The organism is Leyella stercorea (genome assembly GCF_021531655.1).
Genome location: NZ_JADYUF010000023.1, coordinates 1 through 13,990, shown reverse-complemented (window position 1 = coordinate 13,990; position 13,990 = coordinate 1). Strand labels below are relative to the sequence as shown.

Genomic DNA, 13,990 nt, shown 5'->3' with positions numbered 1-13,990 from the left:
ACCGTAGTTTATATTGAATGGTATTGGTGGTTATATTGAATGGTGAATTATAATACGCCCTACCCCACCTTATAATATAGATGTAATGCGCGTCAGCATTTCGTGTGCTCCGAGACGTTTGCGGAGCGACTGTATGGCTCTTAGCTTATGCACTCTGACGGTTTCTTCGGCTATAGCAATACCGACTGAACTGTGTCTTCAGCAGCCTCGCTACTGCCGGTTATACGCACAGCATGGTATGCCAAAGACTCGTAACAAGCGTCGTAAAGCTTGTGGAAGTCCTCGGAAGTAGAAATGTCCTGACATTTTAATACTGCGCCCATACCCTTATGTTTTACCGTAAAAGTGAGTTAAATTCCGTGTTTTCAGGTGCTGTTTTCGGGAATTATTCCGTGATTAACAATAAAAAAAGAGAGTTTGGAATGTATAAGCCTGCTATGGCTTTCAACTCCAAACTCTCCGTGTTTAACTTAAATATATCACTTTACTTTTACTCTTCGATGTTCTTGATTACATCCTGTACCGAACCGTCGCGGTTGAGCACTACGCCTACTACCTTGTCGCCGAATGGCAACGGAGCTGGTGTGCCGATGATAGAGAGGGCACGGTCGCGAAGCTCTTCAAGTGTAACGAGAGGCAAGCCAGCCTGACGCATGCGCTCGGCGATGTCGGGACGCAACGGATTGACAGCGATGCCATACTCTGTAACGACTACGTCGACTGTACGACCCGGTGTGATGAGTGTCGTAACCTCATCGACGATGCACGGGATGCGACCGCGAAGCATAGGACAAACGATGATGCTGAGCGCTGAATCTTCTGCTGTGTCAGGATGACCGCCTACCGCTCCGCGTATAATACCGTCGCTTCCTACGAGCACGTTAACGTTGAAGTGAACGTCAACTTCAAGAGCCGAGAGGATAACGATGTCGAGACAGTGGGTAGCCGAGCCTTCCTCGTGCATACTTGCATACTCGTAAGAGGCTACCTCCTTGTGTGTCGGGTCGTTCTTCAATGACTCTGCAGCAACCTTATCGAACGACTGAACGTCGATGAGGCGCTCAATGAGTCCCTCTTCATGCATCTTAACCATGTGGGCTGTGATGCCACCGAGTGCGAACGAAGCCTTGATGCCCTGGTCAATCATGCTCTGGCGGATATACTTGACAGCTGCCAACGAAGCGCCACCCGAACCGGTCTGGATAGAGAAGCCCTCCTTGAAGTAGCCGCTATTGACAATAACCTTGGCAGCCTGCTTTGCAAGAAGGATGTCGCGCGGGTTCTTTGTATCGCGAATAGCACCTGAAGCAATCTTGGAAGAGTCGCCTACGCTGTCAACCTCAACAACGAAGTCAACGTCGTGCTCAGATATTGAGTTAGGTGTATTGGGATAAGCAACGAGGTCGTCGGTAAGAATCACAACCTTGTCAGCATAATGAGCGTCAGGCAAAGCATAACCTAACGAACCACAGATACTCTTGGCGTTGGGCGAACGTGAATATCCGCAGGCGTTGCCGAGAGGATCGGATGAAGACGCACCGAGGAATGCTACGTCAATATGGAGTTCGCCTGAAGCGATAGCCTCACCACGTCCGCCATGCGAACGGAACACTACGGGATGCTCCATAAGTCCGTGCGAGATCTCACGTGCCAAATCGCCACGCAGACCAGATGTAGAAATCTCGGTGATTACACCATTCTTTATATGGTCGATGAGCGGAGCGTGAACGTCCTGCAAACTTGAAGCAGCAAGATGAAGGTTCTTGAAGCCCATAGCAGCGAGCTTGTCTACAACCATATTCACAACCTTGTCGCCTCCACGGAAATGATGATGGAACGAGATAGTCATGCCGTCGCGCAAACCAGAGCGGCGAATAGCCTCCTCGAGTGTGACGAGTTTGGGGCTCTTGCGCTGCAACTCCATACGCGGAGCAATCTCCTTGAGCTTCGGCTCAACTTCGTTATATACACTCTTGCCCATAGCCTGGGCCATCTGACCTATGAGGGTCTGTCTTTCTTTCAGTGTGCTCATGCCAAGTCCTCCTCTTTAATTACGCCCGAAGCCATGGCGAGGTCAATCACGCGCTGAGCGCGGATAACAACCGGGCGGTCAACCATTTTACCATTAACGGCGATAACTCCTGAGCCCTTGCGTTCTGCTTCCTTGATGGCGGCGATAACTGCCAGGGCCTTGTCGATGGCCTTCTGTGTAGGTGTGAACACCTCGTTAATAATCTCAATCTGACGTGGGTTGATGATAGACTTACCATCGAATCCAAGCTGATGGATAAGTTCTACCTCCTTGCGGAATGTCTCCATGTCGTTGAGGTTGCTATATACTGTATCAAGAGCATCGATGCCGGCAGCGCGTGCAGCCACAACGATGGTCTGGCGAGCCATAAGCAGCTCCATACCTTCGGGCGAACGCTGTGTCTTAAGATTAGCGCAGTAGTCCTCAGCACCAAGAGCGATGCCCATCATGCGCTTTGAAGCGGTGGCGATGGCGTAGGCGTTGACAACGCCGAGTGTGCTCTCGATAGCAGCCATAATCTGTGTACGGCCGAGACAACCAATCTCGCGTTCTACCTTTTCAATCTCGCGCTCTACCTCAACAACTTCTTCGGCGGTCTCGGTCTTAGGCATACGTATAACGTGAACACCAGCCTTGACAACGGCTTCGATGTCCTTCTTGCCATAAGGAGTATTTAGTGGATTGATGCGCACGACCATTTCGGTGGTGCCATAATCGATGGTCTTCAATGCGTTGTGCACCAACAGGCGCGCAGCGTCCTTCTCGGCCATAGTGACTGAGTCCTCAAGGTCGAGCATAATGGAGTCTGGACGGTAGATATACGCGTCCTGCATCATGCCAGGATTATTGCCAGGCACGAACATCATAGTTCTTCTTAGTCTCATAGTTATCTTTTCTTAGGTTAGTCTTTCCACACATCGCATCCCGTTGCTCTTACAGCAGCCGCAGTGGTGCGAGCGCGTATAGTGCAGTCGAGCGCGCCTTTATCGGTGGCGTGTACCTCGGCCTGAGTGATGCCAAGACCTTCGAGTGTCTCGTGTATCACGTTCTTGATCTGGTCGCCAAATTGAAAGGCAACCGAACTCTGAAGCTGGATGTCAAGTCCCGGGCGGTCGCTCGGGGCAATCTGAATCATAATGTCGCCGGACTCCATGGTTCCGGCAGTGGCCTGTTTTAATTCCATAGGTATAGCAGTTATGTTATTAAAATAAATAAAATCATCAGGTTTTATCTGCGGGTAAAGTTACACATTTAAAATGTAATAGCAAGCGAAAACGCAATATTTTTTATTGATAAAGGCTCTATTTCTTTGCCGTTCAGCGCAAAAGCAGTAATTTTGCACACAGTTATGGACAAAAACATAAAGAATATTATCTTCGACCTGGGCGGAGTGCTCGTCGGTCTGAATCCCGAACGTTGTATCAATGCGTTCAGAGAGATAGGATGTGGGGTGCTCGCATCGTATGTTGAGGAACACCGTACAGAGGATTTGTTCCTCGAAACCGAACTTGGACGCATCGGCGAGGGCGAGTTCTGCAACGAGGTGCGACGCATTGCCCATACCGACACGCCCGACAAGGACATAGTATGGGCGTGGAACCAGTTGCTAACGGGCATTCCTCACGAGAAACTGTTGCGCCTGGCGCGTCTGAAGCAGCAGGGTTACCGACTGTTTTTGCTGTCGAACACCAACTCAATGCACTGGAACCGCTGTCGCGACTACTTCTTCACGGCATGCGGACTGCGTGCCTCTGATTATTTTGAACATATTTTCCTCTCGTACGAAATGCACTTGGCAAAACCCGACGTGGAGATTTTCAACGAGGCTTTGGCCGTTGCCGGCATCAATGCTGCCGAAACAATTTTCATCGACGACAGCGAGGCTAACTGCATCGCTGCCGAAAAGGTGGGCATCAGCACCCTGCACGAGACATCGGGTCACCGATGGCTGTACGAGATTTAAGGACATAAACATTTCAGCAACATCAATCCATTGGAACATAACGCATCTTTTGCGGCTACTATAGGTTTCTTTGACGGTGTACACAAGGGACATCAGTTCCTCATAAACCGACTCAACGAAATGGCTCACCACATCGGACAGCAGTCGATGGTAATCACCTTCGACTGCCATCCGCGCCAGGTGGTGCATGCCGACTATGTGCCGCAGCTCATCACACCGCTCAACGAGAAACTGCGATTGCTCAACCTTACGGGTGCCGACCGCATCGAGGAGCTCCACTTCGACACAAGTATGGCAGCGCTGTCAGCTCACGACTTCATGCTTGAGGTGCTACACCGTCAACTGGGTGTGGGCACGCTGCTCATAGGCTACGACAACCGTTTCGGACACAACCGTGCTGAGGGCTTTGACGACTATGTGCGCTACGGCAAGGACATGGGCATCAATGTGGTGCAGAACACACCGATTGACGTGGAGGGAATGCGTGTGTCGTCGTCGCTTGTGCGCCGACTGCTTGCCGAAGGCGACGTAAGCACTGCTGCAACATTTCTCGGACGGCGATTCGAAATAGAAGGAACCGTGGAGCACGGGTTTGCCGAAGGACGCAAGATAGACTTCCCCACCGCCAACCTGCGCCCCGACTGCGACTGCCAGCTGCTGCCAAGCGACGGTGTATACGCCACTCGTATATGCGTAGACGGCGGTCCGTGGCTCAAGGCGATGACCAACATCGGAACAAACCCGACATTCGAGCGCTCTCTACAGACTATAGAGACGCACATCATCGATTTCAACGCCAATATATACGGACAGCATGCCCGTATAGAGTTTTGCCAAAGACTGCGCGGCGAACAGAAGTTCGACAGCGTAGACGAGCTGAAAGCCCAGCTTCAGCGCGACCGTGAGGCGACGCTGGCATATAGGTATTAACAATCAAAAGGTACATATTATGAAACGTACATTATTGGATACGGCATGGTATCTGGCAGCATTCCTTATTATACAGTATGTCTGCATGATGGCAGCAATGATAGGTTTTCAGACTAAAGCCATCACCCCAATGGTGAACATCGTGTCGACTCTCGCAGCCAGCATTATCACAATAGCGCTGTACGGATGGCGTAAATGGGCACCGCTCAACAGCAGATACCTCAACACGCGCCCATGGTTCACACTGTTCTGGGTGGTATGCCTCACCATTGGAGCCGCCATTCCGCTCACGGCAGCACTTGATGCCACCGGGTTGCAACTGCCCGAGATATACAAGCAGATGTTTAAGGGCATGATGCACAACGATATGGGATTCATAGCAATTGGCGTGCTGGTGCCGATAGCCGAAGAAATGGTGTTCCGCGGAGCCATACTGCGCCGTCTGCTCGACCTTACGGGCAACGAGAAACGATGGATTGCCATAGTCACATCGGCGGCATTGTTCGGTCTGGTACACGGAAACATGCTGCAAGGACTCAACGCTTTCGCCTTGGGATTGCTGCTCGGATGGATGTACGTACGCACCCGAAGCATCGTGCCGGGCGTGGTGATGCACTTCACCAACAACAGCCTTTCGTATATTATGTATCGCATGTATCCCGGAGCCGACGATATGACACTACGCGAGTTCTACGGTGGCGACATGACCAGAGTATGGCTGAGCGTGGTTTTCTCGCTCATGATATTCGGAGCGGCATTGTATCAGCTGAATATGCGGCTGAAGAATAATTAGCATATACATTATTTATTATATACAGATTTAGATTTTTACATTGAAGACATTTGAAGAATTGGGCGTAAGCGAGGAGATTCGCCGCGCCATTGAGGAGTTAGGATTCGAGCACCCCATGCCGGTCCAGGAAGAAGTGATACCCTATCTGCTGGGCAACGGCAACGACGTCATTGCTCTGGCACAGACCGGTACGGGCAAGACGGCGGCTTTCGGAATTCCGTTGCTCGAACGTACTGACCCCACCAACCGCAACACGCAGGCCGTAGTGATATCGCCCACGCGTGAATTGTGCCTACAGATAGCCGACGACCTGAAGTCGTTTGCCAAGTATATCAAGGGCATCAACATCGTAGCCGTATATGGCGGCACTTCCATTATCGACCAGATTCACGCCCTGAAGCACGGGGCTCAGATTATAGTGGCTACTCCGGGACGACTCATCGACCTCATGCACCGTGGCGCAGCGAAAGTGCAAGAGGTGCGCAACGTGGTGCTCGACGAGGCTGACGAAATGCTCAACATGGGCTTCTCCGACTCTATCAACGAGATATTCGACAACGTTCCTGCCGACCGCAACACACTGTTATTCTCGGCTACTATGAGCAAGGACATCGAGCGCATCGCTCTCAACTATCTGCACGACCACAAGGAGATTGTAGTGGGATCGCGCAACGAGGGTGCCGAGAACGTCAACCACATATATTATATGGTGAACGCCAAGGACAAGTATCTTGCCCTGAAGCGCATTGTCGACTTCTATCCACGCATATACGGCATCATCTTCTGCCGTACCAAAGCCGAAACGCAGGAAGTAGCCGACAAGCTTATACGCGACGGATACAACGCTGAGCCATTGCACGGCGACCTCTCGCAGCAGCAGCGCGACATAACCATGCAGAAGTTCCGCCAACATATCACCCAATTGCTCGTGGCTACCGACGTGGCTGCACGTGGTCTGGATGTCGACGACCTCACTCACGTCATCAACTATGGTATGCCGGGCGACACCGAGAGCTACACCCACCGCTCAGGACGTACCGGACGTGCCGGCAAGAAGGGCACGTCTATCAGCATCATACACACCAAGGAGCGTGGACGTGTGCGCGAAGTGGAACGCACTATAGGCAAGGAGTTTGTAGACGGAACGCTTCCTACTCCGCAGGAGATTTGCTCTAAGCAATTGTTTAAGGCTATCGACGAGATTGAGAAGGTGGACGTTGACGAGGACCAGATTGCTCCGTTCATGGAGGACATCAACCGCCACTTCGAGTATTTCGACAAGGAGGACATCCTGAAGCGCATCGTTTCGCTGGAGTTCGGCAAGTTCCTCAAGTACTACGCCAACGCTCCCGAGATTGTAAAACCTTCTACACAGCGCGACCGCAAGGACCGCAACGACGCTCGCGACGGACGCAAGCGCGAGAAGCGTGCACCGGAGTCGGGCTATCGCCGACTGTTCATCAACCTTGGCAAGGACGACGGTTTCTATCCGGGCGAGGTGATGCAGTTCATCAACCGCAACGTACACGGCCGTCAGGACGTAGGACATATCGACCTGCTGGGTCGCATATCATATATTGAGGTGCCCGAGGAGGATGCCAACAAGGTGATGCGCGCGCTCGACGGAGCCAAGTATCGTGGCAGAACCGTACGTTGCAACGATGCCGACAGCACTCCTTCAGGCAAGGGCGGACGTACTCGTCGCAGTTCTAACGAGCGCAGTCAGCGTGCCTCAAACGAGCGCAAGCCTCGCGCAAACCGTGGCGGTTCGCGCTACGAAAGCGGCCGTCAGGACGATTGGCGACAGTTTATCGACAATCCCGACATCAAGCTTGTGGGCGACGAACCCGACTTTTCGGAGGAGGGATGGGCACGCCGCAAACCTCGCAAGAAGAAGTAATTAATAGTGATTAATCACAGTCGGCGCTGTGATTAATCACACATAATATTGTCTAAAAGGGACTCAAAAGTCTAAAAATATATGAAAACTTGATGCGTATGCATAGTTTTTCGTAACTTTGCACACGAAATATCCGTGTAATGAAATGAATTTCACGATGATAGCATCACATCATTAGATTTCCGTATATGACAAAATCGCATATCTTGCTCGCTTTCGCTGCGGCTACAATGACGCTTACTTCCTGCTTTAAGGAAGAACCGCTCAATGCCGAATGCGACATCGAGAAAGCTTATATACATGTTGACGAACCGCTTGATATGTTCGTCAAGAAAACCGATACATTGGCTACTACCGACCAGACTGCCAATGTAGTGACGTTCTCGGTGCGCAAAGGCACCGACCGCACAGCCGTGGCACCATTGTTTCAGATTACTCCGGGTGCTACAATTTCTCCTGAAAACGGTTCTACTCAAGACTTTTCTAATGGCGGTGTTACTTATACCGTGACTTCTGAAGACAAGGCTTGGAGCCGTACTTATACCGTACGTGTCAACGAAGTGGCTGACCATTCACCCTTATACGATTTTGAAAACTTCTTCCTCGAACCCGGTAAGAGCAAGTATTACATCTGGACCGACCTCACTGAGGACGGTACACGACTGCTCAACTGGGCTTCGGGCAACGCAGGTTTTGCCATTGTGGGTGGTAATAAGGCACCAGATAAATATCCGACAGCTCCACTTGAAGAGGGATATAAAGGTCATGGTGTATGCCTTACAACCCGTTCAACGGGTAAAGCCGGCAATGCATTCAAGATGCCTATCGCTGCCGGTAACCTATTTACGGGCGAATTTATTGTCAAGACAGCCACATCGAAACCTTTGGAGTCAACTCATTTCGGCTCAGGCGACTTCTGTGTAATTACCAAGAAGCCTCTTAAATTTAGCGGATATTATCAGTATACTCCGGGTGAGACAGTAACTAACCGCCAAAAAGAGGAACTTGAGGGATTGGTAGACAAAGGCGACATCTATGCCGTATTGTTCCGCAACACCATAAAGGACGAAAATGGCAACGACCAAGTGTTCTATCTTGACGGCACCAACGTAAAGACAAGTCCGCAGATTGTGGCAATTGCCGAGGCTGGCGAGATCAATGAAACGGAAGAAGGATGGAAGAAATTCGACGTAGTATTCAAATATCGTACGGAAATCGACCCCGCAGTACTTGCCAACCGTGGATATAGCCTTGCTATTGTATGTACATCGAGCATAGAGGGAGCCAACTTCCAGGGAGCTGTGGGCAGCCAACTGCTCGTTGACGAACTCCATGTACTTGTCGACGAAGAATAAGCCGTCGGAATACAAGCAACAACATCTAACACCGCAACAGATATGAAAAGATATATTCTTGCCTTAATGCTCGTAGTGCTTACTGCAACACAGAGCATGGCAATAGGCATTTTCGACGACCTGCGCTATCATGTGCGACTGGGCTACAACATCGGTGGCACAGCTCCGATTGGTATGCCTGCCTCAATACGTACACTCGACAAGTACACATTGGGCAACAATATGACCATCGGACTCGATGCCTACAAGCCTCTTGCTGAACGTTGGGGACTTATGGCTGGATTCCACTACGAGAACAAGGGTATGCGTACCGATGCCCGTGTGAAGAACTATCACATGGAGATGCGCTATGGCGACCAGGTGATTGAGGGTATGTTCACGGGACAAGTCGTAACAAAGGTGACGGAGTGGATGCTTACCATGCCTATACAAGCCACCTACAATGTTTCGAAGAAAGTACGTCTGAAGGCAGGACCTTACTTCTCTTACGTAATGTCGAACGACTTCTCGGGCTATGCCTACGACGGCTATCTGCGTGAGGGCGATCCAACGGGACAGAAAGTAGAGTTGGGACATGACGAAGGAGAGCGTGGCGACTACGACTTCACAGACGACTTGCGCCACTGGCAGTTTGGTGTTGACGTGGGAGCTGACTGGTATTTCTCAAAGCGCGTAGGCGCTTACGCCGACTTGGCATGGGGACTTTCTGCCGTGTTCCATAAGCGATTCAAGACCATAGAGCAAAAACTCTACCCCATCTACGGCAGCGTAGGACTGATGTATAAACTGTAATATAACATTATATAATATTAAACAAGACAACAATTTTATAAGAAAGGAATAATTATGAAAAGATTTTTACTCCCGGCTTTTGCGCTTGCTCTTGCAGTAAACGCTAACGCCACAAGTTTTCAGGCTAACATGTTTGCTGAGCAGCAAACTAAAGCGCAGGCTGCTGATGGTAGCAAGACTTTTAGCGGAGACTTGAGTGTATATATGGATGATGGTTCGGAGATGGGAACAACAGAGAAGTCTCAAATTCTGGTAACCAAAGAATCTGACGGCACATATACATTCGTTCTTAAAGATTTTACTGTAGATGCCATATATGTTGGTGATGCTACCATATCAAAACTTGAAGGTAATGAAAAGAATGGCGTAATCACTTTGGAAGCAACAGATGTTGATGCTGTCATTACAAACGGTCTTAACGGAACCTTGGGAATTAATAAAGTTGTTATGTCAATGACCGCATCTATCCAAGGCGACTATATGGTTGCAAACATCAGCAAGGTTAATGTACCTATGGAGGGTAAACCATTGATAGTTTCAGCCAAATTCGCCTCAAAGGTATACGATTCAATAACACTCCTTGACAGTTTTGAAGATAATTGGGTTAAATGTATTCCTTGGGATAGCAACAATAATAAAACTGCTGTAGGAAAGACCCCTAGTGGATGGTGTGTATCAAATGTTTATACATCTCTTATACAATTTGATATAGCTACACGTGAAGGTGGTAGTAACAGCGATTACGCAGTTAAATTGAAAAACACGAGCTACTTTGGACAAAAAATCCCTGCATATATGACTCTTGGAACATCATGGGCTACCGCTAAAGGTATGAGTGGTAGCAACCCTGATGGCGGTTCATTTGGAGGAAAAGAATTCAACAAACGTCCAGACGCTATTAGATTTGACTATTTGCGAAACACTAAGAAAGGAAAAGAAAACGCAACAGTAGTAGCATACCTTTGGAAAGGAACATATACACAAAAGGATGTCCCTGGAAATACTGCAATATATGGAGATCCAAAGCCTTACGATATGACAGATCGCGATCGTAACATCCTTGGAATGCCTACGGACCAGGGTGGTGACGTAACGAAGGCACCTGATGCAGAATGCATAGCTACAATAAACTACGCTATCACAAGTAGCACCAATGGCGAATGGGAAACACTTACAATTCCATTTGAATACAAGACCAGCAGTACACCAGAAAAAATAAATATTATCTTCGCGGCTACTGACTACTTTGATCGCACAAAGATTGTTGCAGATAATTATCTTTGCGTTGACAACGTGAAGTACGTATACTATCACTCTCTCAGCGATATCAAGCTCAATGGTACAACCATCGACGGATTCAACGAGAACAGAACTGAGTATACCGTTAAGGGCAACATGTCTGACTATAAGAACGCTCTCGATTGCACTCTTAAGAGCGCAAACTCAACCAAGGATGTAAATTGGAACGATGCTAAGAACCTCGTTACAATCACAGTTAAGGGCAGCAATTACGCTGAAGACAACGAGAGCATGACTGTATATACAATTAAGTTCGAGGGCACTGGCACTGGCATCCACAACGTTACATCAACCAGCACCAACTCAGCCAATGGCGCAATCTACGACCTCTCTGGTCGTCAGCTTAAGACCATGCAGAAGGGCATCAACATCGTTCGCGGTAAGGACGGTAAGATGATCAAGGTGATGAAGTAAACACGCCGACAACGACAGTTCGCAATAACAACTGCGACACAGAAGCAATGCAACAGAGCTTCTGTGCCGCAGTTTTTTTTTATTATAGCAAGTAAAGTCAAAAGTCGAAAAGACAAGAACAAGGCAATCTGTAGGAGGCTATGGCGTCCCCGCCATAGCCTGAGCAGTTAGCTTGAGTATTCTTGTTATTAATCATTTGCGACGTTGCTTGCTCAGGAGGATGTGTCAAAAGTCAAACAAAGCGGGCTGAAAGCCCCAAAAGCACATAGCCCAAGGCAGCACCTTGGGTGTACGGATTGAAAATAGCAAAACGCCCTGCAAGGGCAAAAGCATTGATAATTAACGCTTTTGCCCTTGCAGGGCGCATTGGTTTTTTGTGATACTTTTACCCAGGGTGTTGCCCTGGGCTATGGGCTTCTGCCCCTTCGGGGCGTGCTGCTTTGACTTTTGACACATCCTTCTCCTACTTATTGCCTGCGGCATTATTCTCCGCAAATTTGCGGAGAATAAACCAGTTAATCTCCGCAAAACTTGCGGTAATGGCCGATAAATCGTAAATTTGCCAATAAAACATTTCAGATATGGCACACAAATACAACGGAGCAACACAATATATATGGCAACACACCGATTGGCCAAGCATGACGGTAGACATGCAGGCATTGGCAGGTCTTGTTGCTGAGACAAACTTGCTGCGCGGTCAGCTGATGGGACGCGTGTCGATGTTCGGCTTTGAAGAGCAGAACACATCAATGCTCGAAACGATGACTTCCGAGATTGTACACTCGTCAAAGATTGAAGGTCAGATGCTCAGCGCCGACAGCGTGCGCTCTTCGCTTGCCACCCAACTCGGATTGAAATACGACGGATTGCCCCCAACCGACCACTACATAGAGGGCGTTGTACAGGTGATGCTCGACGCTACACACAACTTCAGCCGTCCACTTTGCTTTGAGCGTATGTTCGGATGGCACCACGCTCTGTTTCCTAACGGATACAGCGGAATGTACAAAATCAATGTAGGCAAATGGCGTGAAGGCAAGGAGGCAATGCAAGTGGTGTCGGGAGCGATGGGAAAGGAACGTGTACACTATGAAGCTCCGCCTTCAGAAGAGGTGCCACGAATGATGAACGACCTGCTCGAATGGATTGAGGCGAACGACTCCAAGACCGATCCGCTCATAAAGGCGGCTATAGCCCACTTATGGTTTGTCACCATTCATCCCTTCGACGACGGCAACGGACGTATATGCCGAACCATCACCGAGATGCTGCTGTCGCGGGCAGACCATACGGGCAAGCGCTACTACAGTCTGTCGTCGCAGATTCTACAGAACCGTAAGGCTTACTATGACTGCCTCGAGCATGCGCAGAAGGGCGGAATGGACGTGACGGAATGGGTGGCGTGGTTTCTCAGTACACTGAAGGACGCTATCAACGCATCGCTCACCAAGACCGAGAACGTTGTACGCAAACGCCAATTCTGGAACCGGCATGAGCAGACGCCGTTCAACGAGCGCCAGCGCAAAATGCTCAACCGACTGTTTGACGGATTTGAAGGCAAGCTGAATTCTTCAAAATGGTATAAGATATGCCATTGCTCGCAGGACACTGCAACACGCGACTTGAACGACCTTGTCAATAAAGGCGTACTACGGAAAACCGACGATGGCGGTAGAAATACAAACTATGAATTGAACGAATAATACACTTACATATATGAACGTAAAGATAGAACCCTCATGGCACGAGCACTTGCAGCAGGAGTTTGAGCAGCCTTACTTCGCCCAGCTCACCGACTTCGTGCGCCAGGAATACACCACCCAGACTTGCTATCCGCCGGGTAGCCTCATCTTCAACGCCTTCAATCTGTGTCCGTTCGACAAGGTGAAGGTGGTGATAATTGGTCAGGACCCTTACCACGAACCTCGTCAGGCGCAGGGTCTGAGCTTCTCAGTTGCCGACGGAGTGCCTTTTCCGCCGTCATTGCAGAACATATTCAAGGAGATACAGAACGACTTGGGCAAGCCGATTCCTGCCTCGGGCGACCTGACGCGTTGGGCTAAGCAAGGTGTATTGCTGCTCAACGCCACTCTGACTGTACGTGCCCATCAGGCTGCATCGCACCAGCGCCACGGATGGGAGACGTTCACCGATGCCGCCATACGTGCTCTCTCAGCCGGTCGCGAGCACCTCGTATTCATTCTGTGGGGCGGATATGCGCGCTCCAAGGCGCAACTCATCGACCGCTCGCGCCACTTCATACTCGAATCGGTTCACCCCTCACCGCTCTCAGCCAACCGCGGCGGATGGTTCGGCAACCACCACTTCTCACGCTGCAACGCCTATCTCGAACAGAACGGAATAGCACCGATTGAGTGGTAGGGGAAGGGAAATAACACGAATCGCACGAATAACACAAATCTTAAAGAACAGCAACATTCGTGAGATTCGAGATATTCGTGGTGAAAGATAAACAACACGAATCGCGCGAATCACACGAATCTTAAAG

At 49.7% G+C, this 13,990-nt stretch carries 14 protein-coding genes; 9 read left to right on the top strand and 5 right to left on the bottom strand.

Annotated elements, in window-relative coordinates; all coding sequences use genetic code 11:
* Positions 1–170: 170 nt before the first annotated feature.
* The 4 genes from I6E49_RS07995 to citD form a co-directional block, all read right to left on the bottom strand.
* Positions 171–323: a hypothetical protein gene (locus I6E49_RS07995; RefSeq protein ID WP_235401679.1), complete on the bottom strand. Its 153-nt coding sequence runs from the start codon at positions 321–323 to the stop codon at positions 171–173.
* Between the two features lie 167 nt (positions 324–490).
* Positions 491–2,032 carry a citrate lyase subunit alpha gene (gene citF, locus I6E49_RS07990; protein WP_235401677.1) on the bottom strand — a complete coding sequence of 514 codons (1,542 nt, stop codon included), beginning with the start codon at positions 2,030–2,032 and terminating at the stop codon, positions 491–493.
* On the bottom strand, positions 2,029–2,916 hold the full coding sequence (gene citE / locus I6E49_RS07985; protein WP_235392400.1) for a citrate (pro-3S)-lyase subunit beta: 888 nt from the start codon (positions 2,914–2,916) through the stop codon (positions 2,029–2,031). The genes citF and citE overlap by 4 nt, the downstream gene beginning before the upstream one ends.
* Before the next feature lie 17 nt (positions 2,917–2,933).
* Entirely contained in the window at positions 2,934–3,215 is a 282-nt protein-coding gene (gene citD, locus I6E49_RS07980) for a citrate lyase acyl carrier protein (RefSeq protein WP_235392399.1), read from the bottom strand.
* A 165-nt stretch (positions 3,216–3,380) separates the two neighbouring features.
* Between citD and I6E49_RS07975 the strand changes: the two genes are divergently transcribed.
* From I6E49_RS07975 to I6E49_RS07945, 7 genes are all read left to right on the top strand, one after another.
* Positions 3,381–3,995: an HAD family hydrolase gene (locus I6E49_RS07975; RefSeq protein WP_235401675.1), complete on the top strand. Its 615-nt coding sequence runs from the start codon at positions 3,381–3,383 to the stop codon at positions 3,993–3,995.
* Between the two features lie 30 nt (positions 3,996–4,025).
* Entirely contained in the window at positions 4,026–4,925 is a 900-nt protein-coding gene (locus tag I6E49_RS07970) for a bifunctional riboflavin kinase/FAD synthetase (protein WP_235401673.1), read from the top strand.
* Between the two features lie 19 nt (positions 4,926–4,944).
* A complete protein-coding gene (locus I6E49_RS07965; RefSeq protein ID WP_235401671.1) occupies positions 4,945–5,718 on the top strand; it encodes a CPBP family intramembrane glutamic endopeptidase in 774 nt (257 codons plus the stop codon).
* Between the two features lie 40 nt (positions 5,719–5,758).
* Positions 5,759–7,618: a DEAD/DEAH box helicase gene (locus I6E49_RS07960; RefSeq protein ID WP_235401670.1), complete on the top strand. Its 1,860-nt coding sequence runs from the start codon at positions 5,759–5,761 to the stop codon at positions 7,616–7,618.
* 188 nt (positions 7,619–7,806) lie between these two features.
* On the top strand, positions 7,807–8,973 hold the full coding sequence (locus I6E49_RS07955) for a PCMD domain-containing protein (protein WP_235401667.1): 1,167 nt from the start codon (positions 7,807–7,809) through the stop codon (positions 8,971–8,973).
* Positions 8,974–9,015: 42 nt separating this feature from the next.
* Positions 9,016–9,765, top strand: a complete 750-nt coding sequence (locus tag I6E49_RS07950; protein WP_235401665.1) for a porin family protein — start codon at positions 9,016–9,018, stop codon at positions 9,763–9,765.
* Positions 9,766–9,819: 54 nt separating this feature from the next.
* Positions 9,820–11,478 (top strand): calycin-like domain-containing protein, encoded by a 1,659-nt coding sequence (locus I6E49_RS07945; protein WP_235401663.1) that lies wholly within the window; start codon positions 9,820–9,822, stop codon positions 11,476–11,478.
* 232 nt (positions 11,479–11,710) lie between these two features.
* Here I6E49_RS07945 and I6E49_RS14450 read toward each other — a convergent pair whose 3' ends face one another.
* The gene (locus I6E49_RS14450; RefSeq protein ID WP_262911530.1) at positions 11,711–11,845 is read right to left on the bottom strand and encodes a hypothetical protein; all 135 of its coding nucleotides are present in this window, start codon (positions 11,843–11,845) and stop codon (positions 11,711–11,713) included.
* Between the two features lie 214 nt (positions 11,846–12,059).
* Here I6E49_RS14450 and I6E49_RS07940 point away from each other — a divergent pair, with 214 nt between their 5' ends.
* Both I6E49_RS07940 and I6E49_RS07935 read left to right on the top strand, forming a co-directional pair.
* Entirely contained in the window at positions 12,060–13,184 is a 1,125-nt protein-coding gene (locus I6E49_RS07940) for a Fic family protein (protein ID WP_235401661.1), read from the top strand.
* A gap of 13 nt (positions 13,185–13,197) precedes the next feature.
* Positions 13,198–13,863 carry a uracil-DNA glycosylase gene (locus I6E49_RS07935; protein ID WP_235401659.1) on the top strand — a complete coding sequence of 222 codons (666 nt, stop codon included), beginning with the start codon at positions 13,198–13,200 and terminating at the stop codon, positions 13,861–13,863.
* The last annotated feature ends 127 nt before the right edge of the window (positions 13,864–13,990 follow it).